Here is a 24,165-nt window from a genome sequence, read left to right as displayed (position 1 = left end):
TCTTCGTCCTACGGCCCGGTGATGCCGGGCCGGACGCGCTACGGCAGGTTGAAGAAGATCATGGGGTTGTGGTCGCTGACCCGGACCGGCTCGTCCAGCCCCAGCTTCTTCTTGACGGCGGCGAGTTCCGCCGTCACCCGCGGCGCCTTGGCGGTGGAGGGCGTGAAGAACTCGATGTTCTTCTCGGCCAGCCACTTGACGATGACCGAGCCCTCGCTGAACGGCTTCGGGCGCCGGCCGTGGAAGACGTCGTGGACGCTGGTGGGCGTTCCCGCGGGGACGGCGGGGAAGAGGTTGTCGATGTACCAACGGGCGAAGCGGGCACCGTGGTCGGCGTCGATGAAGAGGTAGTCGGTCCTGGCGGGTATCTTCGCCAGGTTCTCCCGGACGTCGCCCATGGTGAACGTCCAGCGCTCCCCCGCGAGTTCCGCCGGGACGTTGCGCACGACGTTGTCGACGATGTCGAACGAGTGGAGGTGGCCGTTGCCGTTGTCGCGCAGCGCGCTCAGGATCCACATCGTCGACCAGCCGTAGAACGTCCCGATCTCCGTCACGACGTCGGGGCGCAGCTCGCGCAGCAGCAGGTAGGTGATCTCCGCCTCGTAGTCGTCGAGTTGGGCCTTCATCGACTTGCCACGGTCCTGAAGGAACTGCCGCTGGGCGTCTCGCACCTTGCACAGGGAGTCCTGATACTTCACGTACAGGGCGCTGATGTATTCGGTCGTCACTGCGTCCATTTTTTCCTCCGTCGCGTCGGTGGGCGGGAAGTGGTGCGTCGGGTCGGAGAGGTGGTGCGGCCGGGTCGCTCAGGACGCCTGGTGCCGGCTGCTCCGCGCGTCGCCCTCGACGTGCTGGAAGGCTCTGCACAGGGCCACCAGCAGCAGGACGAACACGGGCACCCACAGGAGGCGGACCAGGACCCAGGCCGTGGTGTCGGGCGCGGTGTGGAGGCCGAAGAGGGGGCCGGTGAGCGCCAGGCTGATCGCGGTCGTCGAGAGCATCGCGGTCTGGTGCCAGAGGAAGATCGTGATCACGGAGAGGTTCATCAGGGCCACGACCGCCCAGACGAACTGGCCGGGGGTGGCGGAGCGTTGGCCACCGGGCGCGGGGTGGGCGGCGGACCGCGGCTGTCCGACGAGGCGGCGCAGCGGGGCGCACAGCAGGAGGGCCGCGCCGCACTGGGCCAGGCCGAAGGTGACGGCGGCGAGCGAGAGCGGGTTGAGGTTCGACATGGCGGCGCCGGGGATCCCGACCATGCTGGCGGGGTAGCCGCCCCACACGATCAGCGCGGCGGTGGCCAGGAGTCCGGTGACGAGCAGCGTGGCCGCGTGGCGGCGGCGGGCGAAGCCGCCGGCGGCCCACAGCGCGCCCAGGCAGTACGGAACCAGCCAGCCCGCGAGGACGTTCAGGTTGCGTACGGTCTCGATCCAGGCGTCACCGCCACTGGCGAAGTGCGCCACGTCCAGCACGGCCACCACGGCGCACGCCACGACGGCGATCCGTCCCGGTGCCCGTCGCACGAGGGGGGTGGCGGCGGTCAGCACGAGGAACACCATCAGGAACCACAGGGGCGAGATCACCAGGTTCAGCAGCGTGCTGATGGTCTCGTGGGCGACGCCGGCGGCGGCCAGGCCGAGGACCACCAACAGCCACATGAACAGCAGGGTTCCCACCGGCCGCAGGAGCCGGCGCAGTCGCAGGGTCAGCCAGGGGCGGTATCCCGGGCGGGCGGAGCGGGCGGTGGCGTACCCCTGGGCCGCGACCCGGCCGCCGACGAAGAAGAAGATCGCCAGAGGCTGCAGCAGCCAGGACACCGGCGTGAGCGCCGGCATGTGGCGCAGCGGGCTGTCGCCCATGAGGTGGCCGCCGGCGCGCACCGTCACCGCGGTCACGAGCCAGTGGCCGAGCACGACGCCGACGGCGGACAGGGCCCGCAGCACATCGATCGCCCGGTCGCGGTCGGCCGGGGTGGCCGCGTCGATCCGGAGTACCAGCGCGTGCAGTCGGCGGGCGATCCGCGGGCCGGCCGGCACGCGGCCGGGTATCGGGGTGCTGAGGGGTTCGACCGGGGGCCGAAGGCGTACGTCAGCCACGGGTGACCTCCGACGTCCGTCCCGCGGCGATCAGCGCGAGGTTGCGCAGCGGAAGGCTGCCCGGTGCGAGGTAGTCGCTGTGTCCGCCGGTGCCCGCGGCGAAGAGCCGGGCGCCGAAGGGCCGGGACACCGGGTCGGCGCCGAAGCCGAGCGTGTCGCCGAACGCGGACAGGCTGACGTGCGGGGCTCCCGCGATCCAGTCGCGTGCTCCCCGGCCCGCCCACACCGGGACGCCGGCGAGTTCGGCGGCGGACTCCACGCCCAGGCCGGGGCTGCCGAAGACCGCGAGGCCGGAGAGGGACGAGGCGGCGGCGTGGTCCATGGTGCCGACGGCGCTGCCGCAGACCGCGGAGCCGTAGGAGTGGCACAGGAGCGTCACCCGTGCCGCGGGGTTCGCGGACCGCAGGTCTTCCAGCAGCCGCTGCAACCGGCCGCCGCCCTCGGTGGCGCGGGCGGTGCTCACCACGTCCCGGCTCATCGTCCGGGGGGCGCGGTAGCCGTACCAGGCCACCACGGCCACGGGGGCGTTCGAGACCCGGCGCATCTCGTCGTGGAGCGCGCGGGCGCCGCCGCCGAGTGAGGCCCCGCGCGAGCCGAGGTAGTCGAAGGTGTCGATCGTGGTGTCGGAGCCCGGGACCAGGACGGCGATCCGCCGGGCGGCGGCGAGGTCACCGAGGACCTCCACCGCCTGGCCGTCGCCTTCCGTGCTGACGGACAGGAAGTGGCGTCCGGGGGCGGCCAGTTGGTGGAGGTGACGTTCCCGGTCGCTGTCGCCGATCCGGTGCGCGGCACGCTCGGACGTGGCGAGCCAGTCCCGGTTCACGGCGTAGCGGGCGTCCAGCGTGCCGGCCGTGACCACGGGCAGGCGTGGCGGGGCGGGGGTGCCGGGGACGGTGGACCGGGCAGCGGCGCTGACCGACAACACGATGCTGGTGGCAACGGCCACCAGCAGCCCACGTCTCCCCCATGTACGAGCTCGCATTGTCAGCCGTTCCTTTCCAGTCATTCGCTCATCTGACTGGAAGGCTAGGTTTTCGCGCTCGGGAAAACGTCACGCTCAGGCGCCAACTGTTTTTGTAGCTCTCAGGTATGACCGGCCGCCGGGAATCGGTAGCGAGAGCTACGTTTCTACCCGGCGGGGCCCAGCACCACAGCCGAGATCTCACTGGCTCCGTGGTGGACGTGCCGCAGTGTCAGCCCGGCGGAACCGGCCAGCTCGGACCACTCCTGCCGGGTCCGTTCCTGTCCGCCGGTCATGGCCATCATCCACATGTCCCCCATACGGCGCTCATCCGGTCCGGACTCGGCCAGGACCCTTTCCAGGAGGATGAGTTCGCTGGTGGGAATCATGGCGTCCGCGCAGCGTCGCAGGAGGGAGGCGGCTTCGTCATCGGGCCAGTCGTGCAGCACGCTGCCGAGCAGATAGGTGCCGTAGCCCCGGGGAATTCCCTGGTGCATGTCGCCGGCCAGGACCGAGAACCGGTCGCCGTACCTGCGCAGCATTTCCGGCGGGACGAGGCCGGTGACTTCGGGAAGGTCGGTGAGCGTGACGCGGAGGCTTTCGCCGCCCTCCAGTAGGAGTTCGCTGAGGCCGCCCGTGCCACCCGCCAGGTCCACGACGTCCTCGGCGCAGCGCCGCAGGAGGAAGGGGAGCAGGGAGCGGTACATCTGCGTGGCCCGCATCCGCATGTGTTCGTGGAACGTCTCCAGCGCGCGGGCGTCGCCGCTCATGCTGTCGAAGATCTTCGTGCCGTTGGCGATCTCGTAGCTGGGAAGGCCGCCGCGCACCGTCTCGGCGAACGGGCCCCAGGCCGTGAAGAGGGCGTTGTCGGAGAACTCGGCGCGCAGACTGCCCGGCTGGTCCGACCTCAGCAGTGTTCCGGCCGGTGTGAGACGTACCGTGCCCGCCCCGTCCACGCGGAAGACGCCCAGTGACTCGGCGGCCCGTACCAGACGCGACAGGCGCGCCTGGTCCGTGTCGAGCGCGGCGGCGAGGTGCGCCATGGCGATTCCGCCGGGAGGCACGCGATCGGCGACGCCGAGCACGGAGACGGCGTACAGCACCCGGCTCGGTGCCACGTCGAAGATCTCGGCGAGCCGCCGGCGTTCCTGGTCAAGCGAATTCACTGACTTCCCTCTCCGCCTCGGCGCGGGCCTTCTCGTAGATCTGGCCCCACGGCCCGGCGGTTCCGTCGCCGAACAGCCCGTGCCATACCCGAAGGTAGGAGAGCCGCTCCTCCGCCGGAATCGCGGGGAAGGTCAGAAAGAGGATGTCGGTGACCACCATGGCGCGCACGGCGATGACGGGATGAGGGCTTTCCAGCGGACGGAAGGTGTCGCTGTGAATTCCCGGCATGGGATGGCCGGGGTAGAACTCACCCACCATCTTGCCGGCCGCGACGGCCTCCGCCTTCAGCTCCTGCTGGACTTCCAGGATCCGCTCGCGGCAGACGTCGGCAGGCGCCCCCACGGGGACCATGACGAAGGCGTTGTACACGCTGTCGGGCGCGCTGCGGTCCCCGAGCCGCGCCAGGGCGGAACGCGCGGTGGTCACCAGCCGCCCCGGTCCACGGGAGCCGCTGATGTCCACGGAACTGAGCGCGGTCCGCCCCAGTTTCAAGGACTGTTCCATGAAGGGGCACACCGCGCCCTTACGGCCGAGATCGGGATGCGCACGGGTGAGGAATGAGCGAAGCCAGTGCGCGATCTCGGTAAGGATTTGCGTGTCATCCCGACCGTGCGACTCCAGGACTATGTCCGACGGATCGTCGTGGCTGAGATACATACACCCCCACCTCCCTGTGAATGAGAAATTGGCCGCCCGTCGATCCGGCGGTTCGAGAACCCCTGACGACCGGCGGACGGAGGCCCTCGGTGAGGGCCGCGAGCGTCGAAGTCCACGTCCCGCATACGGCTTCGCCGGGTGGACAGTAGGCAGCGGCCTTATCGCGGGACTATCACCCCCTTAGCGGGCGCCGCCCCGGAAAACCCGCCGCGGCCCGGTCTCTTCGACGACTCGGGGCGCCGGCACGCGTCCGTACGATGGGCGGGTGAAACAGGACACCGATAGCCCGCCGCGGCGGTCACCCCGGCGGGCCGGCGGCGCGCGGCCCCTCGCCGCGTCCGCGATGCGGGCGCTGCGTCATGAGTTGTTCGCCCTCTTCGCCCGCCCCGCGCCGTTCCTGCCCCGGGTGCGCAACCGCGCGCTGCGCAAGCTCCCGGTCGTGCTCACCGTGTTCTTCGCGGTGGATCTGGCGGTACCCAACGCCCTGGCCGTCTCCGAGCGGCTGGATCTGTGGTGGGCGGGGGCGGCGGCCCTCGCCTGCGCCCAGGCCCTGCCGATCGTGCTGGCGCTCGTGTGGCCCATGGCGGCCTGGTGGCTGTCGCTCGTGGCGACGCTGCCGTACGGCATCGGCCTGGCCGCCGCGGGCGTCGCCGCACCGGCCGACGCCCCGTGGCCGTGGACGGAGACCGGGCTCATCGCGCATCTGACCGTCACGCTGATCGTCGCCTGGCGGGCGGAGCCCCGGGTCTACCTCACGCAGTGGCTGCTCACCGTGCTGGTCGGCGGCCTGCTGACCGTCCTGCTCAACCCCGTCTCGGACGACAACGACCTCTTCCTCCTCGCCCTGCTGTCCGCGTTCGGGCTGGCGATCATCGCAGTCGTCCGCGGGCGCAGCGAGGCCGCGCACAAGTTGAGGGAGCAGGAGGTCCTCACCGAGTTCGAACGGACCCGCCGGGCCCTGCTGGAGGAGCGCACCCGCATAGCCCGCGAGCTCCACGACGTGGTCGCCCACCACATGTCGGTGATAGCGGTGCAGGCGGAGGCGGCACCGTACCGGGTGGCGGACCCGCCCGAAGAGCTCAGCGAGAGCTTCGCCAGCATCAGGGGGAACGCGCTGGCGGCCCTCACCGAGATGCGGCACATCCTGGGCATGCTGCGGTCGGAGGAGCAGCCCTCGGACGGCCGGTACACACCGCAGCCCACCCTCGAGAACGTCGAGGAGCTGGTGGACAACATCCGGGCGGCCGGACTGCGTATCGAGTCCGTCGTCTCCGGCACCCCCCGGCCGCTGCCCAAACGCGTGGAGCTGTCGGCGTACCGGATCGTCCAGGAGGCACTGAGCAACGCTCTGCGCCATGCCCCGGGGTGCCGGGCGGAAGTCGAGCTATCCTACGACAGGGCCGACATTCGCCTCCGTGTTTCCAACAGTCCGGCGACGGGTGCGCGGCGACAGGCGGGGAGGGGACACGGCGTGTTGGGTATGCGGGAGCGGGCTTCCACTCTGGGCGGCACCCTGAGCATCGGGCCGCGGGAGGACGGCTGGTTCGAGGTGACGGCTACGCTGCCCACGAACGAGGGGGAGGGCGTATGACGATCCGCGTACTGGTCGCCGACGACCAGACCATGATCCGGGAGAGTTTCGGCATCCTGCTCAACGCGCAGCCGGACATCGATGTGGTGGGCGAGGCGGTGAACGGCGAGGACGCGGTCCGCCAGGTCGGGGAACTCACGCCGGACATCGTGCTGATGGATGTGCGGATGCCGGTTCTCAACGGCCTGGAGGCCACCCTCCGGATCACCGAGGACAACCCGGACGTCAAGATCATCATTCTCACCACCTTCGATTCCGACGAATACGTCTACGAGGCGCTGCGGGTGGGCGCGAGCGGCTTCCTCCTCAAGGACTCGTCGGCGCACCAACTCGCGGACGCGGTGCGCACCGTCGCGCGCGGTGGCGCCCTGCTGGCGCCGACGGTCACCAAGCGTCTGATCGAGGAGTTCTCCCGGATGCACACGCCGCGCCTCCGCGGCGAGCGGGTGGCGGACCTCAGCGAGCGCGAGACCGAGGTGCTGCGTCTGATAGCCCAGGGCCTGTCCAATTCGGAACTCGCCGCGCGCCTGGTCATCGCCGAACAGACGGTGAAGACCCATGTCAGCCGCATTCTGGTGAAGCTCGGCCTGCGCGACCGTACGCAGGCGGCCGTCTTCGCCTACGAGGCCGGTCTGGTCGTCGCCGGGCAATAGCCCCGGCCCGTCGTCGGCACGCCCCGGCAAGGGCTCGTGGAATGCGACCGATACACAGTCGATAAGCGCGCCTCCTAGCATCGCCGGCATGATGCTGTCGAGACTGCCGGGAAGACGTCACATGCTTACCACTGGTCACAGAACGGGGCCCGTACGTGCCGGCTCCGTCGGGGCCTGCCGATGACCGCCGCGATCCAAGTCGAGGGACTCATCAAGGAGTTCGGCTCCTCCCGGGCCGTCGACGGGGTCACGATGGAGGTGCCGGCCGGCAGCGTTTTGGGGCTTCTCGGTCCCAACGGCGCGGGGAAGACCACCATCGTGAGGATGCTGGCCACGCTCGCGCGACCGGACGGCGGCCGGGCGCGGGTCGCGGGGTTCGACGTCGTGGACGAGGCCCATCAGGTCCGCGGCCGGATCGGCCTGACCGGCCAGTACGCGTCCGTGGACGAGACCATCCCGGGCCGGGACAACCTCTACATGATCGGCCGCCTCCACCGGCTGCCGCGCCGGCGCGCGAAAGCCCTGGCCGACGAGTTGCTGGAACGGTTCCGGCTGACCGATGCCGCCCGCAGGCTGCCGCGCGACTATTCGGGCGGTATGCGGCGCCGGCTCGATCTGGCCGCCAGCCTGGTCGGCGATCCCGAGGTGCTCTATCTGGACGAGCCCACCACGGGCCTCGACCCGCGCAGCCGTAACGAACTGTGGGACATGGTCCGGACCTTGGTCAACAAGGGGAGCACCGTCCTGCTCACCACGCAGTACATGGAGGAGGCCGAAGCCCTCGCCGAGAACATCGTGGTGATCGACCACGGCCGGGTGATCGCCGAGGGGACCCCCGCCGAACTGCGCGCCCGAACCGGCGGTCAGGTGCTGCGCATCCGGCCGGACAGCGGCGCCGACCTCGCCGAGCTGGCCCGCCAACTGAGCGGCGCCTCGGGCCTCGCCGCCGTCGCGGACCCGGTCGAAGGACTGGTCACGCTGCCGGTCGCCGGCCAGGCGGAGCTGACGGCCGCGGTGCGGACGCTCGCCGCCTGCGGAGTGCCGGTCGACGGCATCGACACCCACACCCCCAGCCTCGACGAGGTCTTCCTCACCCTCACCGCGGGCGACCCGGCCGACGACACACGGAGGACGGCATGACCGCCGCACTGCTCGCCCCGCCCGACCCGGACACCGAGCGGGGGCCCTCCCGGTCCCGGGTCGACGTGCGCAGCGCCGTGGGCCAGTCACTGGCCATCGCCCGGCGCAACCTGATCCAGATCAAGCACGATCCCTCGCAACTGCTCGACGCCACCCTCATGCCGATGGTGTTCACGCTGGTCTTCGTGTACGTCCTCGGCGGGGCGATCGGCAAGGGCCAGGCGGGCTACCGGCAGTACCTGATCCCCGGCATCATGGTGCAGACCGTCAGCTTCGCCGCCCAGGTCACCGGCACCGCCTTGAACCTGGACTTCAGCAAGGGAGTCATGGACCGCTTCCGGTCCATGCCCATCGCCCGCTCCGCCGTGCTGTCCGGCCGGATCCTCGCGGACGTGTGCCGGCTGGCCCTCGGGCAGGCCGTCATCCTCGCCTTCGCCTTCCTCATCGGATTCCGGGTCCTGACCAATGTGCCGGCGGTATGCGCCGCGGTCGGCCTTCTGGTGCTCTACGGAGTCGCCCTGTCGTCGATCGCCGCGTACATCGGTCTGGTGATCCGCAGCCCTCAGGCGGTCCAGTCGGTGGGCTTCCTCTGGATGATCCCGCTGCAGTTCGGCAGTTCGATGTTCGCCCCGCCGTCGACCATGCCGGGCTGGCTCCAGGCGTTCGTGGAGGTCAACCCGACCACGCTGGTGGTGGATTCGTGCCGTGGACTGCTGGTGGGCGGCCCGGTGGCCGGGAACGTGTCCGGGTCGCTGATCTGGATCGGCGGTGTGCTGCTGGTCTTCGTTCCCCTGGCGGTGCGCCAGTACGGGCGCCGCACCCTCTGAGGATTCCCCGGCGGGCGGCGGCCGGAGCCCCTAGGACCCGGCCGCCGCTCACGGCGCCGGCCCACGCGCCGCGGCCGGCGGGGTGCCGGTGCGGACGGCGCGTGGGCCGGACCTTCTCAGCTGTGCTGACAGGCGACTTCGGGCCGGACCACCAGCTCGGTCAGATCCCGGCTGATGTCGTCCATGCCGTACCGTCCCGCCTGGTCGATCACCGAGATCAGGGCGAGCCACTCGGCCTCGAACCAACCGGACGGCGATTCCGTGAGCATGTCCAGTTCGGCGGCGCCCATCGGGCCGGTCGGCATCGCCGCGCCGAAGAGCATCTGGTCGCGCCGGACGGTTCCGAGCTCCCGGCGGCGGGCGTGCTCGGCGAGGGAGAGCCAGCCGCGGAAGGCGCGGTGAAGGGCCGCCCGTTGTTCCAGGACACCCCCCTCCTCTTCCGCCACCTCCCTCGCGTGGAGCCGCAGGAGGTCGCGGAACGCGTAGCGCGGCTGCCCCGTGGAGTCGAAGCCCACCGTCTGGAGGAGGTGCGCGTCGGTCAGGCTCTCCATCAGGGCCTCGGCCTTGTGGGTCTCGATGCCCAGCAGGGCCGCGCCGACCCAGGCGGCGAAGTCCGGGGCGTCCAGGAGGCCGAGTCGGCGGTACAGCAGGGCGACGTCGTGCGGCAGCGCGTTGACGCTCAGCGCGAAGCTCGACCGGACCTGCGACTCCCCCGAGCTGAGTTCGTCGAGCCGGAGGTGCTCGTTGTCCAGCCGGGAGGCCAGGTAGCCGATCGGCCAGTGCGGTTTGGCGGCCAGCCGGGCCGCGGCGATCCGCACCGTCAGCGGCAACCGGTCACACAGCTCGACGAGCCGTTCGGCGTCCGCCCGGGCGGCGTTCACCCGGTCCTCGCCGATGAACCGCGCCAGCAGTTCGGTCGCCTCCCGCCGGTGCAGCACGTCCAGATGGACGCGGACCGCGCCGTGCCGGACCACCAACTGCTCCAGCAGGCCGCGGCTGGTCAGGAGCACACAGCTACGCGAGCTGCCGGGGATGAGCGCCCGCACCTGGTCGAAGGAGCGGACGTTGTCCAGCACGATCAGCACCCGGCGGTCGGCCAGCACGCTGCGGTACAGCGCCGCGCGCTCGTGCGTCTCGGCGGGAATGTCCGCCTCCGCGACCCCGAGGGAGCGCAGGAACCAGCCGAGTACGACGGCGGCCTCGGCGGGCTCGTGGGTCTCCTCGTAACCCCACATGTCGGCGAAGAGGAGTCCGTCGGGGAACCCGTCGGCGACCTGGTGGGCCCAGTGGACGGCCAGGCCGGTCTTGCCGACGCCCGCGCCACCCGTGATTAAGCCCATGGTCAGCCGCCGGCCCTCGCCATGGTCTTCGACCAGGGTGTTCAGGATGCCCAGCGGCGTGTCCCTGCCGACGAACGCCGGGACGTCGGCCGGCAGTTCCAGCGGAGCGGCCCGCGGTGTCTCCGGCGGCTTCTTCTGGACGGCGACCGCCGGGGCCGTCAGCGAGGGGTCGTCACGCAGGATGGCGTCGTGCAACTCGCGTAGCTCGGGGCCGGGTTCGAGGCCGAGTCCCTCGATGAACTGCGCCCGTCCCTCCCGGAAGGTCTCCATCGCCTCCGCCCGGCGCCCCACGCGGTACTGGGCGAGCATCAGGGCGTAGCGGGAGCGTTCGCGCAGCGGATGGTCCCGGACCACGGCGACCAGCCCGGGGATCAGGTCGGCGTGGTGGCCGAGCTCCAACTGCGCCGCGACGTAACCGTCGTAGCTGGCGAGCCGGAGCTCCTCCAGGCGCTCCATCTCGTCCTCCACCAGCGTTCCGGCGACCCCCGCCAGGGCGGGGCCGCGCCAGAGCGCCAGTGCTTCTTCGTGCAAGGACGCCGCGTCGGCCGTCCGTTGTTCCCTTGCCGCCTCTTGCGCCCGCAACGTGAGGCGTTCGAACTCGACCGAGTCCACGTAGTGGTTCTCGAGGGCGAGCAGATAGCCGGGGTGCGCCGTGACGATGACTTCGTTGTCACATCCCTCGGCCTTGAACCTTTTACGGAGTGCCGCGATGCAGATCGCCACCTGCGTACGCGCGGTGGCGGGCGGCCTGCCGTTCCACACCGTTTCCACCAGGGTGTCGACCGAAACTATGCGTCCCGGATTGAGCAGCAGCAGCGCGAGAATTGTGCGCTGCCGGGCACCACCGATGGCTATCCTTTGATTCTCCTTGGTCACTTCCAGAGAACCCAGGATATGAAATCTGAGCTGATCCCCCACTAATTTCCCCCCGCACTGAAATACCGTGCCTAAACAATGAATGGGGAGTCATCGAGCCGGGCAGATATACCCTGACGATGTTATGAGCGAACGACTGGAAAGGCCGTCCGCACCCCCCGGCCGGTGCTGCCGGTTTCCCGCCGGCAACCACGGCACACGTATGACGGGTTCGCCGCGCACCCGTGACAGATGGTCGATGGCGCCTGTCACGGCCGGACGAACGACAAAAGGGGCTGAAACGCGGACGTCATAGCTGGTCAACGCTATTTGCCGGATCCCCCGGCCATCCTCGCCCCGCGCCGTGCCCGGGCCTTCGAGACCCCCCGTGGGTCCGTCGGCCGTCAAGCCTCACCGTTTGCCGGACTGCGGCTCACATCACGGGAACGCGTTCTTGGTCTTCATCGCCCACTCAAATTCAGTTCGCACCGTTGCGAACCCCGGCGGCAAAACAGGGTTCCCCCTTACCCCCGGGTCGCGATTGACGTGGCCAACGCTATGGGAACGGCTGTTCGTCGTCAAGTTTGTTGAGCCGTCCAGCGGTTCAGTTCACCGGGTGTCATCTTGGCGTCACTATCCAGTGAATCCGAAAGGCGAAGTGCCGGGTCGGCCGGCCCGCGCGGGCCTCCCCTCGGCCGATTTTCCCGCTCCCCGGGACACATTTTCCCGCCCTGCGCAAACACGAGCGGGAGGGCACCTTCCCCGCGACGCGATCCGGTTCGGGGGCGAACCGGATCGGCGCGGGTGAAGGCACCCTCCCACCACTTCCCTCACACTGCCCCGGTGCGCGCGGCCACGGCGGCCGCGGGGCTGTCGGGGAGCTAGTCGAGCACGTGGCCGTCACCCTCCCGGTGTCCTCTGGAGCGGCGCAGGTCGGTGAGGACGAAGGTGCGCTGCAGCCAGCGGTCCTCTCCGTCATACCGGGGGCGGAAGGACGTACGGCCGTGCACGGTCACGCGGTTGTCCACGAGGGCCAGGTCGCCGGGGACCAGCCGGACGGTCTGCGCGGTGCGGTCGAACAGCTCCTGCAGTTCCGCCATGGCCTCCTTGGCACGCTGGGTCCTCGGCTCGGTCGCCGCCAGGTCCACGCAGATGTCCGGGTCCTCGAAGGCTCCGTAGAGCACCGCGTGCGGTTCGGCCCCGGTACCCGCCATGCCGAACGAGGGCGGCGGCGCGGTGACGAACTCCTTGCTGAACAGGGCCTGTCGGGACTCCTCGGTCAGCAGGGGCAGGACCTCCCGGACGCACGCCGTCCGCAGCCCCGCCACCCGCTCGTGGTCGGCCCGCAGGCACAGCAGCATCACGAAGTCCGGACGGTGCGGGTGGAACGCGTTCTCGGTGTGGAACGTGAGCAGCACCGACCCGGCGTTGCTCTGGTAGTCCTCCTGCCCGGGCACCGGGACCACGTCCTGCACGATCGCGCCGGTCTTCTCCGGGCGGTAGGCGGCGGGGTCGCCCAGACCGCTCGCGACCATGGCCAGGACCGCCGCGGATACGGTGGCGTCGCGCTGCACGGAACCGGGCCTGTTGGGGGTCGGCGGCAGCATGTCCCCGCCCACCGGCAGGCCGTGGATGAGCATCGTGCCCGTACGTCCGGAATCCTTGCGGAATTCCCGCAGCCCGCCGGCCAGTCCGGCGGGCAGCTCGGACCATGCCCTGCGGGCCCGGGCCAGCCAGGCGGGGTCGTCCACCAGGCCGCCCGGTGCGGCCAGTTCCAGGGCCACCCGCTCCGTCAGCAGCGCCTCGTCGGCGTCCACCGTCAAGGTCACCGGCTGTGCGCCGGTCGTCTCCGCTGTCACCGTCATGCCGCTCAACCCATCGCCTCGGCGACACTGCGCGGACGCATGTCGGTCCAGTGCTCGGATATGTAGGCGAGGCTCTCTTCGTGCCCCGCCTCCTCGTTGGCCACCCGCCAGCCGGCCGGGACCTCGGCGAAGGCCGGCCACAGGGAGTACTGGTCCTCGTCGTTGACCAGGACCAGGTAGCGGCCTTCGGGGTTCTCGAATGGATTGGTCATCGCTCGTTCTCTTTCTGCTGTACCGGTTCCGCTGCGGTGCGGAGGGGGAGAGGCCGGCGGAAGGCTCACACCGGCTCGGCGATCGCGGATCCGTCCACGTCGATCGCCTCGGATCCGTACATGTGACGGACCCAGTTGGGCTGGTAGACCGTGTCCAGATAGCGCTCGCCCAGATCGGGGGAGATGGCCACGGCGGTGAACCCCTCGTGGTCGGGGGCGTGCTCGGCGAGCCACTGCGACGCGCCGGCCACGACCGTCCCGGTGGAGCCGCCGAAGAGGAATCCCTGGCCGACCAGACGGCGGCAGGCGCGTACGGTGTCGATCTCCCGGACCTGGACGACCTGGTCCACGAAGGACTCGTCCAGCAGCGGCGGGCGTACCCCGGCCCCGAGTCCGGGGATCATCCGGGGTTCCGCCGGGCCGCCGAAGGTGACCGAGCCGACGCTGTCGACCGCGACGATCCGCACGCCCGGGCGGTGCTCCTTGAACCAGCGCGCGCACCCCATCAGCGTTCCGGTGGTGCCGGCCCCGACGAAGAGCACATCGAGCTCGGGGAACCTCTCCGCGATGTGCGCGGCGGTCAGCCGGTGGTGCGCCCGCCAGTTGTTGGCGTTGATGTACTGGTTGAGCCAGACGTACCGGTCGTCGCTCTCGCAGAGCCGCTGGACGTGCGCGAGCCGCGCTCCGAGGAACCCGCCGTCGGGGTCGGGCTCGTTGAGGGTGTGCACCTCGGCGCCGAGCGCTTCCATCATCTGCTTGGTGGCCAGGTTGCAGCGGCTGTCGGTGACGCACACGAACCGGTAGCCCTTGCTCGCCGCGATCATGCTGAGCGCGACGCCGAGATTGCCGGACGAGGATTCCACGAGGATCGAGCCGCTGGTGAGCAGACCCGACCGCTCGGCCGCCTCGACCATTTCGAGGGCGGCTTTCTGTTTGATGGAACCGGCGAAGTTGAACCCCTCGCACTTGAGGTAGAGGGGTACCCCGATGGAGGGCCGCAGATCTACGTAGAGATCGTCCTCATTGAACTCTTGCGGAGCCGAGATAATCGGCACAGTACCTCCCGCATAACGCGCTGTTGGAGGATACGGACCACTCAGCCGTATCGACGCATCTCATGGAAGAAGTCCTCGACGACCGGCAGTTCCCCGGCGGCGCGGACGGTGTCGTAGACCCGCTTGCCGACCGCCAGGTCGAGCACCCCGAGCCCGAACGGAGAGAAGATCACCGGGCGGTCGGCGGCCGGGGTGAGCCGGCCGGTGAGCACGTCGGCGAGGGTGCCGTCGACGAAGTCCCGGTGGCCGACGCGCTGTTCGGCCAGGTGGAGCGAGGTGTCCGCCTTCAGGCAGTGCTCCACGTCGTCGACGACGTTGGTCGCCGAGAGCACCACGTCGACGGACAGGTCGCGCAGCGACACGTGCAGCACGACCGGGTTGTGCGAGAACCAGTCGGGGTCGGTGACGTGCGGGGTGCCGGCGGTCGTGGCGAAGACCAGCAGGTCGCTGTTGCGGACCAGGTCCTCGGCGCTCTCGTGCACGGTGATCCGCCCGGCGCCGTCCGTGGCGTCCTTCAGGTACGTGGCGAATCCGCCGGCGTACTCCTCGGACAGGTCGAAGACGCCCAACTCGTCGAAGGACCAGTCGGTGCCCGCGAGGTACTGGTGCACGTAACGGGCGATCAGTCCGACGCCGAAGAAGCCGATCCGCCTCGGGCGCTCACGGTGAGCGGTGAGCCGGTCGGCGGCCAGCGCCGCGGAGGCCGCGGTCCGGGAGGCACTGATGATGGAGCTCTCCAGGCACGCCAGCGGATAGCCGGTGTCGTGGTCGTTGAGGATGAGGACGGCGGAGGCCCGGGGGATGCCGGCGGCCACGTTCTCGGGGAAGCTGGAGATCCACTTCATCCCGTCCACCCGCACCTCGCCGCCGATCGACGCCGGCAGGGCGATGATGCGGGAGGTGGGGCGGTCGGGGAAGCGCAGGAAGTAGGAGGGCGGGTTGACGGTGTCACCCGCGCCGTGGGTGCGGTAGGCGGACTCGATCAGGTCGACGACCTCGCGGTGCCGGCCTTCGAGGGCACGGTGCACCTGGCCGCCGGAGATCACGGCGAAGGAGGGCGCCGGGGTGGCAGGGGACATCAGGACTCCACAGTTCAAGAGGTCAGGGACGGACGTGCCCGGCGAGCCGGACCGGGTTGCCGAAAACCACGACGATGTCGCGGTCGCCGCGGTACGGCTCGCGGCTGTGTGCCATCCGGAGGTTGTCGACCAGCAGGACGTCTCCGTCCTGCCACGGCTCGCCCACGGTCGCGTCGCGGTAGGCCGCGTTGATGGTCTCGACGGTCTCCTCGGTGAGGGGTGTGCCGTCGCCGTACGCGGTGTTGAAAGGGAGGCCCTCGGGGCCGTACACGTCGACCAGGTAGTCGCGGATCATCGGGTCGAGGGTCCGCTCGTTGAGGAAGGCCACCTGGTTGAACCAGACCGGGAGGCCGGTGCGCGGGTGGTCGACCACGGCGGAGCGGCGCTGCCGGGTGCGCAGCCGGCCGTCGGGCAGCCACTCGTGCTCCAGGCCCGCCCGCGCGCAGTACGCGTCGACCTCGGCACGCTCCTCGGTGCCGAACGCCTCCGTCCAGGAGACGCCGATGTCGTGGTACATGCGGGTCAGCAGCCAGCCGTCGCGGGCGAAGGGCGCCACCAGCTCGGCGGGCAGCGCCTTGAGGACCTCCTGCGAGTCGGCGACCGCGGTGCGGCCGCCCTCGGCCGGAGCCGTGAGGCAGCCGAAGAGCAACAGGCCGGGCACCTCGGTGGCGTAGCTCAGCTCGTGGTGCATGCACATCGGCTCGTCGGCGGGCCATTCGGAGGACGAGTAGACGCCGTCGGCGTAGGAGCGCCGCGAGGCGAACCGCTCCCGCTCGGTCATCCGCGTCACGCCGAGCGCCGCGGCGACGGCCGCCACCTCGTCCGCCGAGCCGACGCCCAGGCCGCGCAGCAGCACGGCGCCGTGCTCGGCGACCAGGTCGTGGACGGCGCTGTGGTGCTCCTGGGCCCAGTCGGCCGAGGTGCCCCCCTCGGGCACCGCCCGGAGGACCGGCAGACCGGCGGGGCGCGGGGCCGGGCCGCGGGCGGCGGACGCGCCGTGCGCGGCCGTGACGGGTGTGGCGTGCACGGTGGGAGAACTCATCTTCTCTGTCTCTCTCGGTGGTTTCCTGGCGGGGCGGGCGCGGACGGGCCGTGGTCAGCCGGCGCCGCCGGCGCCCTGCGGCTCCTCGGCCGCCTTGCGCTCCAGCAGCGCGGCCACGTCGGCGACGGTCGGCGTGTGGGCGAGCTCCTTGACCGACACCACCCGGTCCAGGGCGATGGCCAGCCGGATCGCCGTCAGCGAGGTGCCGCCGAGATCGGAGAAGCGCGAGCCGCGGCCGATGCGCTCCAGCGGCACCTTGAGCAGGCCGGCCCACAGGGCGGCGATCCGTCGTTCGGCGGCGGTCGCCGGTGCCTCGAACCCGGCGCTGCCCGCCGCCTGTTCCGCCTCGGCCGCCATCCGCGCCAGGGCCTTCTTGTCGATCTTCCCGTTGGCGGTGAGGGGCAGCTCGGTGCCGTGGTGCAGATGCTGCGGCACCATGTAGCCGGGCAGCACCGCGGCCAGCGCCTCGCGCACGGCGTCGGGGCCCGCTTGCGCGGAGCCGGTGTAGTAGCCGACCAGATAGGGGCGTTCGGCGGTCCCCGCGGTCACCACCGCTCCGTCGCGGACACCCGGCACCTGGAGCAGCCGGTTCTCGATCTCGCCGATCTCGATCCGGAATCCGCTGATCTTCACCTGTGAGTCCCGGCGGCCGAGGAATTCCAGTGTTCCGCCGGGCAGCCACCGGCCGAAGTCGCCGGAGCGGTACAGCCGCTCCCCCGGCCGGTGCGGATCCTGTCCGAAGGCCGCCTTGGTGCGGGCTTCGTCGTTGATGTAGCCGCGGCCGACGCAGACCCCGGAGAAGACGATCTCGCCGGGTACACCCAGCGGGACCGGCGAGAGCCGCTCGTCGACCACGTACACCCGCACGTTGCGGATCGGCTTGCCGAGCGGTACGGAGCGGTGGTCGGGGACGCGGTCCATCACCTCGTGATTGGTGTCGTCCGACGTCTCGGTGAGCCCGTAGGCGTTGACCAGGAGTACGCCGGGGAAGGTGGCGAACCAGCGCTGGACGAGTTCCTTCTTGAGGGCTTCACCGGTGACGGAGACGCAGCGCAGGCTGGGCAGTTCGCGCGGCCGCTCCTCCAGGGCGGACAGCACCACCTCCAGGTAGGAGGGGACCAGTTGGACCACCTGGACGTCGCCGTCGGCCAGGGTGTCGAGGAACCGGCGGACGTCCAGGACGACTTCCTGCCCGATGATGCGCGTCGTGCCGCCGACCAGGAGGGCGGAGACCAACTGCCACAGGGAGATGTCGAAGCACTGGGGGGCCGTCTGCGCCACCACCTCGCCCTCGCCGATACCGAGGTCCTCGATCTTGGCCAGGAGGTGGTTGAGGAAGCCGTTGTGCTCGCACATCGCCCCCTTCGGCTCGCCGGTGGAACCGGAGGTGAAGTAGATGTAGGCGAGCTGGTCGGCGGCCACCGCGAGGCCGAGGTCCTCCTCCGGCCCGTCCTGCGTGAGCAGGTCGTCGAGGTACGACAGCTCGATGCCGTCCCGGCCGGCGAGCGCCTGGGCCAGGTGGGGCACACCGCGCTCGGCGAGTACCCACCGGCTCCCGCTGCGGGCCAGGACGGTGGCGATCCGGTCGGCCGGGAAGTGCGGTTCGAGCGGCAGGTAGCAGCCGGCCGCCTTGAACACCCCGATCACGGCGGCCAGCCACTCCAGGCTGCGCTCGGTGACCACGGCGACGACGTCCTCGCCGCGCAGGCCCCCGCGGTGCAGCGACCAGGCGATCTTGTTGGCCCGGCGGTTCAGTTCCCGGTAGGTCCACCGGCGGTCGCCCAGTACGGCGGCGATCGCGTCGGGGTGACGGCGTACCCGCTCCTCGAACAGCTCGTGGAACCGGCGGTCGGGCAGCGGACGGACCGGGCCGGAGAAGTCCGCCAACTGGACGGTGAGTTCGGCCGGCGACAGCAGGCTGCACGCGTGGTGCGCGTCGTCCGGGTCCCGGGTCAGCGCACGCAGTGCCGTGAGGACGTAGCCGGCGACCCGCTCGGCGCTCACGTGGTCCTGGGCGCCGACGCCCTGCCACGCGTGGACGGCCGCGGCCCGGCCCTCCTCCGTGGCCACCTGGCCGATCACCTCGCGCCAGGTGCCCTCGCCCGCCGACGACTCGTGGAAGCCGGCGACCGCCGCTGCCACGATGAACTGAGCGGCGAGCCGGACGGTGCCGGCGTCGACCCCGCACTCCTCGGCCACCCGCTCGATGGCGTCGGCGACGTCCGCGGGCACGACGGGCAGATACCCAGCCATCGCTTCGCCGTCGCCCTGACTTCCTGCGCTGCCCACCACGAGCGTTGCACCCCACACCGGATGTCCGTCGGATCGCGAAATCGGCGGCCGATCTCACGCTGTGGGATGGAAGCTAGGACGTCTCTATATCGATGGATTATCGAGCCTCTTTGCTCACACCAATACCTGACGTCTCACCAGCGCCAGGAGCACCACTCGGCGCACCGGGGGGATCGAGGAGCATCTCCGCGGCGCGGAAAGCGAGTTCGAGTGACTGACGGTGGTTCAGGCGCGGGTCGCAGGCGGTTTCGTACCGGCGGTGGAGGTCCTCCACCGGGATGTCGTCGCCGACGCACTCGGTGACGTCGTCGCCGGTGAGTTCGACATGGAGACCGCCCGCGTGGGTGCCCAGCGCGCGGTGCACCTGGAAGAAGCCCTGGACCTCGTCCATGATGGCGTCGAAGCGGCGGGTCTTGTGGCCGCTGGGGGCCACGAAGGTGTTGCCGTGCATCGGGTCGCAGACCCAGGCGACCACCGCGCCCTCGGCCCTGACCTTCTCGACCAGGAGGGGCAGCCGGTCGCGGACCCGCTCGGCTCCCATCCTGACCACGAAGGTCAGGCGCCCCGGCTCGTTGCGGGGGTTGAGCCGGGCCGCGTAGCCGAGGGCCTCGTCGGCGGTGGCGCCGGGGCCGAGCTTCACGGCGATCGGGTTGCGGACGCGGGAGAAGTACGCGACGTGCGCACCGTCCAGGTCACGGGTCCGCTCGCCGATCCACAGCAGGTGGCCGCTGCCGGCGTAGGCGTGCCCGGTCCGCGGGTCGGTGCGGGTCAGCGCCTCTTCGTAGTCGAGCAGCAGACCCTCGTGGCTGACGAAGAACTCGACGGCGTTGAGCTGCTGGGAGGTGACCCCGCAGGTTTCCATGAAGCGCAGCGAACGGTCGATGTCGTCGGCCAGTTCCTCGTAGCGGCGGCCCACGGGCGAGTCGTTGATGAAGTCGCGGTTCCAGTCCCGGGCGTGGTGCAGACCGGCCGCGCCGCCGGTGGAGAAGGCGCGCACGAGGTTGAGGGTCGCGGCCGAGGACTCGTACACGCGCAGCAGCCGCCGTGGGTCGGGGTGGCGTTCGGCCGGTGTGAAGCCCGGTGCGTTGACCGCGTCGCCACGGTAGGCGGGCAGGGTGACCTCGCCGCGGGTCTCGGTCGGTCGCGAGCGGGGCTTGGCGTACTGGCCGGCCAGCCGGCCGATCTTGACCACGGGTACGGAGGCGCCGTAGGTCAGCACCACGGCCATCTGAAGGAGCGTCCGGAGCTTGCCGTTGATCGCGTCGGCGGTGACACCGTCGAACGTCTCGGCGCAGTCGCCGCCCTGGAGGACGAACGCCTCACCGAGAGCCACCTTGGCCAACCGCTCCCGCAGCCGGTCGCACTCCTCGGCGAAGACGAGTTCGGGGAGCCGGGAGAGCCCGGCGGTGACCTCGCCCAGCAGTTCCGGGTCGGGCCATACGGGCTGCTGCGCGGCCGGCCGGGAATTCCCGGTATCGGGGCAGGGGGATTCCGTCTTCGAGGGGAGATTCATCGCGGCCTTTCGCGGAGGGAGGGTTGCCGCGGCTCCATGCGCTCGGGCACGGGGTCCGTGCGGAGAATTCCAACCGTGTCCAGGGAATGCGGTCAAGGATCGGCGGAATGGTCTGCACGGCGGTTCGCCAATTGGTCTGGTCGTCCTCGGCCGCCCGGTGTTTTTCTTGCCGACATCACCCGCCGGTACGGCGGCCGCGGCCGGAATGCGATCCGGAACCGAGCGGACAGCGCGTAAGCCCAGACAATCGCGGACAAGGAATCAGATGACACCCACCACGCGAGGCACTCCCGATACGACGGCGCGGGCCGGCGCGCCGCTGCGCGTGCGGGTCACCGAGGCGGAACTGCCGTGGCACGACCCGCTCCAGCTCTACACCGCCCTGCTCGGGGAGCTCGGGCAGCGGGAGGTGTTCCTCTTCGAGAGCCTGGCGGGGCCGGAGCGGGACCGCGGCCCGGCGGTGGTCGGTTACGGCCGGCTCGCCGAGGTGTGCGTGTTCGCCGGCCACATCGAGGTCAGCGGTGCGCCGACGCTGTGCGCCGCCCTGCTGGCGGCGGCCGGCGAGGCGGGGATGACCGAGGACCCGGCCGCCCCGGAGCGCCGCCGGTTCGTCGATTCCGGGCAGGTCTGGGACCTGATGCGGCGCTCCCAGCGGCTCTTCGACGTGGACGGCGACCGGCCGCACGACGGCTACGCCTTCGGCTTCCTGGCCGGCCTGGGGTACGAGGCGGCCTGGCACATGGACGAGCTGCCGGCCCGCAGAGCCTCCCCCCGCGGCCCCGACATGACGTTCACGCTGTTCCGCGACACGGTCTGGTACGACCCGGGAGCGGTGCACGCGCGGCATGTGTCCGCCGACGCGGACGCGTTCCCCGCTGCCCGTGTCCGGGACCTCGACGCCCTGGTGGGAGCGGCCGCCGCGGCGGACGGCGGCGGACCGTGTCCCGTGGCGCCCGCGCCCCGGTCGGTGCGCGACAGCGTCGCGCGCGACACCTTCCTGGAGTGGGCCCGCCGGTGCCTGGAGCACATCCGGGTCGGGGACATCTACCAGATCCAGATCGGCCACCGCGTCGACGTCGACACGGAGTTGACACCTGTCGAGGTCTACCGGCGGCTGCGGTCCCGTAACCCGTCGCCGTTCATGTACCTGATGCCGCGGACGGGCGAGACGCTCATCGGCGCCAGCCCCGAGCTGTTCTTCCGCACCGAGGGCGACGAGATCGTCATGCGGCCCATCGCCGGCACCACGCGGCAGGCGGACACGGCGGAGGAGAACGAGCGCCGGGTCAAGGAGATGCTGGCGAGCACCAAGGAGCAGGCCGAACACGTGATGCTGGTCGACCTGTGCCGCAACGACATCGGGCGGGTCTGCCGCCCGCGGTCCCTGTCGGTGACGGACCTGATGACGGTGGAGGCGTACTCCCACGTCTTCCACATGGTCTCCACGGTGAGCGGGCGGCTGGAGCCCGGTGCCGACGTGTGGCAGGCGCTGTGCGCCACCTTCCCCGCGGGCACGATGACCGGTGCGCCCAAGCTGCGCGCCATGGAGATCATCGACGAGATCGAGCGGGAGCCGCGCGGGAGCTACGCGGGGGCGGTCGGTCTGATCGACGTGCGCGGCTGGAGCAGCCTCGCCCTGTGCATCCGCACGATCGCGCACGACGGGCGGAGCTACTCCACGCAGAGTTCGGCGGGCATCGTCGCGGAGTCGGCGCCCGAGGCCGAGTGGGACGAGACCCTGGCGAAGATGGGCGCCGCCTACTGGGCGCTGACCGGTGAGGAACTGCTGTCATGAAGATTCTGCTCGTGGACGCGTACGACAGTTTCGTGCACATCATCGACCAGTACCTGCGCACCCTCGGCGTCACCACCGAGGTGGTGCGCTCCCACACCCGTACGCCGGAGGAGCTGGCGGCGGGGCGGCCCGACGCGGTGGTGCTGGGCCCGGGCCCGGGACACCCGGCCGCGTCCGGACACGTCGAGTTGGTACGCCGGTTCGCCGGACAGGTGCCGCTGCTGGGGGTGTGCCTGGGCCACCAGGCGATCGCCCTGGCGTTCGGCGGCCGGGTGGCGGTCGCCGACCACTTGATGCACGGGCGGACCAGCCCGGTACGCCACGACGGCCGGGGGCTCTTCCAGGGCCTGGGGAACAGCACGGTGGCCACGCGCTACCACTCGCTGATCGTCTCCCGGCCGCTGCCGGAGGAGCTGGAGGAGACGGCGACGGCCGAGGACGACGGCTATGTGATGGGGTTGCGGCACCGCACGCTGCCCGTGGAGGGCGTGCAGTTCCACCCCGAGAGCATCATGACCGAGGGCGGCCTCCAGCTCTTCGAGAACTTCCTGGCCGGCGCTGGTGCGGTGACGACGGGACCTAGCTGAGCGCGTCCGCGGGGGCGCCTGCCACGCGGGGTCGGGCGCGGGCGGGGGCGGGCAGCCGCGCGTAGGCGGCGCCCAGTTCCTGGATCGCCTCCGCGATGGCGGTGCGCGGCACCCCGGTGTAGCCCACCACCAGGGCGGGGGCGGCCTGTTCGGGGCGGGCGTGGTAGCGCCGGCCGCCGGGCACCAGCACCGAACGCTCCAGCGCCCGCCCGACCAGCGCGGCCTCGTCGACCCGGTGGGGCAGCCGCACATACGCGTGCAGCCCCGCCGCCGAGCCGATGAGGCGGGCACCGGGCAGGAAGCGGCGTACGGACTGCTCCAGGCATTCGCGTCGCATGCGGTAGTGCGCCCGTCGGCAGCGCAGATGGCGGTCGAAGTACCCGGACCGCAGGAGTTCGGCGAACGCGAGCTGGGTGAGGACGTCGGAGCCCAGATCACGGTGGGAGCGGACGCGCTCCAGTTCGGCGAGCAGCCGGGCCGGCACCGCCAGCCAGCCGAAGCGCAGGCCGGGGGCGAGCGACTTGCTCGCCGTACCGCCGTAGACGACGCGTTCGGGAGCGAGGCGCTGAAGGGCCGGGGGGCGGGCGCCCCGCTCCAGCCACAGATCGCCGTCGTAGTCGTCCTCGATGACCCAGGCGCCGGTCTCGCGCGCCCAGCGGATCAGGGCCTCCCGGCGCGCGGGCGACAGGGTCACCCCGGTGGGGAACTGGTGGGCGGGGGTGACGAGTACGGCCCGCACCCCGGTCGCGGCGAGCGCCTCGACGTCGATGCCCTCGTCGTCCACGGGGACCGGGACCGGCCGCAGGCCCACCTCCCGTATGAACTGCCGCTGACGGTGGTGGCAGGGGTCCTCCATCGCGATCCGGTCGATGCCGGAGCCGGACAGCACCGTGCACAGCAGCCCCAGCGCCTGCGCGAAGCCGGACACCACCATCACCTGGCCGGGCGTGGTCAGCACGCCGCGCGCCCTGCCGAGGTAACGGGCCAGCTCCTCGCGCAGCCCCTCGGCGCCGGACACGGGCGGATAGTCCAGGTCGCCCGGATCGATCGACTGCAGGGCGCGCTGGTAGGAGGCGAGCCACTCGCGGTGCGGGAAACCGGCGGCCCGCGGCGTACCGGGGCGCAGGTCCCAGCGCACCGGGGGCGCCAGGCCGTCATCGAGCAGGGTCGGCAGGGCGGGAGCGGCCAGGTGCTTCGCCACACGGGTGCCGGAGCCCTGGACGGCCTCCAGATACCCCTCGGCGATCAGCCGGCCGTACGCCTCCACCACCACGCTTCGTGAAACCCCCACGTCCTCGGCGAGTTGCCGGCTCGACGGCAGCCGGGTGCCCGGATGCAGCACCCCCGCGGAAATCTCCCCTCGGATCCTGCCCTCGATCTGGGCGGTGAGCGGTTCTTCGGATTCTCTCGACACATCGATCAACGCGTGCCAGGACATTCT

General features: G+C 71.0%; 20 protein-coding genes. 6 read left to right on the top strand and 14 right to left on the bottom strand.

The features are described from left to right. Nucleotides 1-38 precede the first annotated feature (38 nt). From ACZ45Z_RS29690 to ACZ45Z_RS29670, 5 genes are all read right to left on the bottom strand, one after another. Complete coding sequence (locus tag ACZ45Z_RS29690) at nt 39-737, bottom strand: class I SAM-dependent methyltransferase (RefSeq protein ID WP_468368813.1); 699 nt, start codon at nt 735-737, stop codon at nt 39-41. Nucleotides 738-806: 69 nt separating this feature from the next. Next, nucleotides 807-2,093, bottom strand: a complete 1,287-nt coding sequence (locus ACZ45Z_RS29685; protein ID WP_468368811.1) for an acyltransferase family protein — start codon at nt 2,091-2,093, stop codon at nt 807-809. Then, nucleotides 2,086-3,075 (bottom strand): alpha/beta hydrolase, encoded by a 990-nt coding sequence (locus ACZ45Z_RS29680; protein ID WP_468368808.1) that lies wholly within the window; start codon nt 3,073-3,075, stop codon nt 2,086-2,088. Before ACZ45Z_RS29680 ends, ACZ45Z_RS29685 begins: the two co-directional genes overlap by 8 nt. Nucleotides 3,076-3,221: 146 nt before the next feature. Beyond that, nucleotides 3,222-4,220, bottom strand: a complete 999-nt coding sequence (locus ACZ45Z_RS29675) for a methyltransferase (RefSeq protein WP_468368805.1) — start codon at nt 4,218-4,220, stop codon at nt 3,222-3,224. Then, the gene (locus ACZ45Z_RS29670; RefSeq protein WP_468368803.1) at nt 4,207-4,878 is read right to left on the bottom strand and encodes a DUF6875 domain-containing protein; all 672 of its coding nucleotides are present in this window, start codon (nt 4,876-4,878) and stop codon (nt 4,207-4,209) included. Before ACZ45Z_RS29670 ends, ACZ45Z_RS29675 begins: the two co-directional genes overlap by 14 nt. A gap of 265 nt (nt 4,879-5,143) precedes the next feature. On the opposite strand from ACZ45Z_RS29670, the gene ACZ45Z_RS29665 reads away from it, so the two are divergent. The 4 genes from ACZ45Z_RS29665 (at nt 5,144) to ACZ45Z_RS29650 (ending at nt 9,089) form a co-directional block, all read left to right on the top strand. Beyond that, the gene (locus tag ACZ45Z_RS29665; protein ID WP_468368800.1) at nt 5,144-6,469 is read left to right on the top strand and encodes a sensor histidine kinase; all 1,326 of its coding nucleotides are present in this window, start codon (nt 5,144-5,146) and stop codon (nt 6,467-6,469) included. After that, nucleotides 6,466-7,122 carry a response regulator gene (locus ACZ45Z_RS29660; RefSeq protein ID WP_468368797.1) on the top strand — a complete coding sequence of 219 codons (657 nt, stop codon included), beginning with the start codon at nt 6,466-6,468 and terminating at the stop codon, nt 7,120-7,122. Before ACZ45Z_RS29665 ends, ACZ45Z_RS29660 begins: the two co-directional genes overlap by 4 nt. Before the next feature lie 180 nt (nt 7,123-7,302). After that, nucleotides 7,303-8,262 carry an ATP-binding cassette domain-containing protein gene (locus ACZ45Z_RS29655; protein WP_468368795.1) on the top strand — a complete coding sequence of 320 codons (960 nt, stop codon included), beginning with the start codon at nt 7,303-7,305 and terminating at the stop codon, nt 8,260-8,262. Further along, nucleotides 8,259-9,089, top strand: a complete 831-nt coding sequence (locus tag ACZ45Z_RS29650) for an ABC transporter permease (protein WP_468368792.1) — start codon at nt 8,259-8,261, stop codon at nt 9,087-9,089. The genes ACZ45Z_RS29655 and ACZ45Z_RS29650 overlap by 4 nt, the downstream gene beginning before the upstream one ends. A 116-nt stretch (nt 9,090-9,205) precedes the next feature. Here ACZ45Z_RS29650 and ACZ45Z_RS29645 read toward each other — a convergent pair whose 3' ends face one another. From ACZ45Z_RS29645 to ACZ45Z_RS29610, 8 genes are all read right to left on the bottom strand, one after another. Continuing rightward, nucleotides 9,206-11,305 carry an AfsR/SARP family transcriptional regulator gene (locus tag ACZ45Z_RS29645; RefSeq protein WP_468368789.1) on the bottom strand — a complete coding sequence of 700 codons (2,100 nt, stop codon included), beginning with the start codon at nt 11,303-11,305 and terminating at the stop codon, nt 9,206-9,208. A gap of 860 nt (nt 11,306-12,165) precedes the next feature. Beyond that, complete coding sequence (locus ACZ45Z_RS29640; RefSeq protein WP_468368786.1) at nt 12,166-13,149, bottom strand: TauD/TfdA family dioxygenase; 984 nt, start codon at nt 13,147-13,149, stop codon at nt 12,166-12,168. Between the two features lie 5 nt (nt 13,150-13,154). Beyond that, on the bottom strand, nt 13,155-13,361 hold the full coding sequence (locus ACZ45Z_RS29635) for an MbtH family protein (protein WP_468368783.1): 207 nt from the start codon (nt 13,359-13,361) through the stop codon (nt 13,155-13,157). A gap of 65 nt (nt 13,362-13,426) precedes the next feature. Further along, nucleotides 13,427-14,416: a 2,3-diaminopropionate biosynthesis protein SbnA gene (gene sbnA, locus ACZ45Z_RS29630; protein WP_468368780.1), complete on the bottom strand. Its 990-nt coding sequence runs from the start codon at nt 14,414-14,416 to the stop codon at nt 13,427-13,429. Between the two features lie 41 nt (nt 14,417-14,457). Beyond that, on the bottom strand, nt 14,458-15,495 hold the full coding sequence (gene sbnB, locus ACZ45Z_RS29625) for a 2,3-diaminopropionate biosynthesis protein SbnB (RefSeq protein WP_468368777.1): 1,038 nt from the start codon (nt 15,493-15,495) through the stop codon (nt 14,458-14,460). 22 nt (nt 15,496-15,517) lie between these two features. Then, entirely contained in the window at nt 15,518-16,537 is a 1,020-nt protein-coding gene (locus ACZ45Z_RS29620; protein WP_468368774.1) for a TauD/TfdA family dioxygenase, read from the bottom strand. Between the two features lie 54 nt (nt 16,538-16,591). Further along, nucleotides 16,592-18,790, bottom strand: coding sequence for a non-ribosomal peptide synthetase (locus ACZ45Z_RS29615; protein ID WP_468368770.1), 2,199 nt, complete (start codon nt 18,788-18,790; stop codon nt 16,592-16,594). 136 nt (nt 18,791-18,926) lie between these two features. Then, nucleotides 18,927-20,342, bottom strand: a complete 1,416-nt coding sequence (locus tag ACZ45Z_RS29610; protein ID WP_468368768.1) for a class II 3-deoxy-7-phosphoheptulonate synthase — start codon at nt 20,340-20,342, stop codon at nt 18,927-18,929. A gap of 265 nt (nt 20,343-20,607) precedes the next feature. Here ACZ45Z_RS29610 and ACZ45Z_RS29605 point away from each other — a divergent pair, with 265 nt between their 5' ends. After that, nucleotides 20,608-22,137 carry an anthranilate synthase component I family protein gene (locus ACZ45Z_RS29605; RefSeq protein ID WP_468368765.1) on the top strand — a complete coding sequence of 510 codons (1,530 nt, stop codon included), beginning with the start codon at nt 20,608-20,610 and terminating at the stop codon, nt 22,135-22,137. Then, nucleotides 22,134-22,724, top strand: a complete 591-nt coding sequence (locus tag ACZ45Z_RS29600; protein WP_468368762.1) for an anthranilate synthase component II — start codon at nt 22,134-22,136, stop codon at nt 22,722-22,724. Before ACZ45Z_RS29605 ends, ACZ45Z_RS29600 begins: the two co-directional genes overlap by 4 nt. Here ACZ45Z_RS29600 and pdxR read toward each other — a convergent pair. Further along, nucleotides 22,717-24,162, bottom strand: a complete 1,446-nt coding sequence (gene pdxR, locus ACZ45Z_RS29595; RefSeq protein WP_468368759.1) for a MocR-like pyridoxine biosynthesis transcription factor PdxR — start codon at nt 24,160-24,162, stop codon at nt 22,717-22,719. The genes ACZ45Z_RS29600 and pdxR overlap by 8 nt on opposite strands. Nucleotides 24,163-24,165 lie beyond the last annotated feature (3 nt).

This window comes from Streptomyces sp. NPDC031210 (assembly GCF_055570395.1).
The sequence above is the reverse complement of the archived record's forward strand: the minus strand, read 5'-3'. Positions and strand labels throughout refer to the sequence as shown.

What these genes read in the sequence shown, in the direction of transcription:
- ACZ45Z_RS29690 (WP_468368813.1), bottom strand. Translation starts at nt 737, where the DNA reads ATGGACGCAGTGACGACCGAATACATCAGCGCCCTGTACGTGAAGTAT.
- ACZ45Z_RS29680 (WP_468368808.1), bottom strand. Translation starts at nt 3,075, where the DNA reads ATGCGAGCTCGTACATGGGGGAGACGTGGGCTGCTGGTGGCCGTTGCC.
- ACZ45Z_RS29670 (WP_468368803.1), bottom strand. Translation starts at nt 4,878, where the DNA reads ATGTATCTCAGCCACGACGATCCGTCGGACATAGTCCTGGAGTCGCAC.
- ACZ45Z_RS29660 (WP_468368797.1), top strand. Translation starts at nt 6,466, where the DNA reads ATGACGATCCGCGTACTGGTCGCCGACGACCAGACCATGATCCGGGAG.
- ACZ45Z_RS29655 (WP_468368795.1), top strand. Translation starts at nt 7,303, where the DNA reads ATGACCGCCGCGATCCAAGTCGAGGGACTCATCAAGGAGTTCGGCTCC.
- ACZ45Z_RS29650 (WP_468368792.1), top strand. Translation starts at nt 8,259, where the DNA reads ATGACCGCCGCACTGCTCGCCCCGCCCGACCCGGACACCGAGCGGGGG.
- ACZ45Z_RS29640 (WP_468368786.1), bottom strand. Translation starts at nt 13,149, where the DNA reads ATGACGGTGACAGCGGAGACGACCGGCGCACAGCCGGTGACCTTGACG.
- ACZ45Z_RS29635 (WP_468368783.1), bottom strand. Translation starts at nt 13,361, where the DNA reads ATGACCAATCCATTCGAGAACCCCGAAGGCCGCTACCTGGTCCTGGTC.
- sbnB (WP_468368777.1), bottom strand. Translation starts at nt 15,495, where the DNA reads ATGTCCCCTGCCACCCCGGCGCCCTCCTTCGCCGTGATCTCCGGCGGC.
- ACZ45Z_RS29620 (WP_468368774.1), bottom strand. Translation starts at nt 16,537, where the DNA reads ATGAGTTCTCCCACCGTGCACGCCACACCCGTCACGGCCGCGCACGGC.
- ACZ45Z_RS29615 (WP_468368770.1), bottom strand. Translation starts at nt 18,790, where the DNA reads ATGGCTGGGTATCTGCCCGTCGTGCCCGCGGACGTCGCCGACGCCATC.
- ACZ45Z_RS29610 (WP_468368768.1), bottom strand. Translation starts at nt 20,342, where the DNA reads ATGAATCTCCCCTCGAAGACGGAATCCCCCTGCCCCGATACCGGGAAT.
- ACZ45Z_RS29605 (WP_468368765.1), top strand. Translation starts at nt 20,608, where the DNA reads ATGACACCCACCACGCGAGGCACTCCCGATACGACGGCGCGGGCCGGC.
- ACZ45Z_RS29600 (WP_468368762.1), top strand. Translation starts at nt 22,134, where the DNA reads ATGAAGATTCTGCTCGTGGACGCGTACGACAGTTTCGTGCACATCATC.
- pdxR (WP_468368759.1), bottom strand. Translation starts at nt 24,162, where the DNA reads ATGTCCTGGCACGCGTTGATCGATGTGTCGAGAGAATCCGAAGAACCG.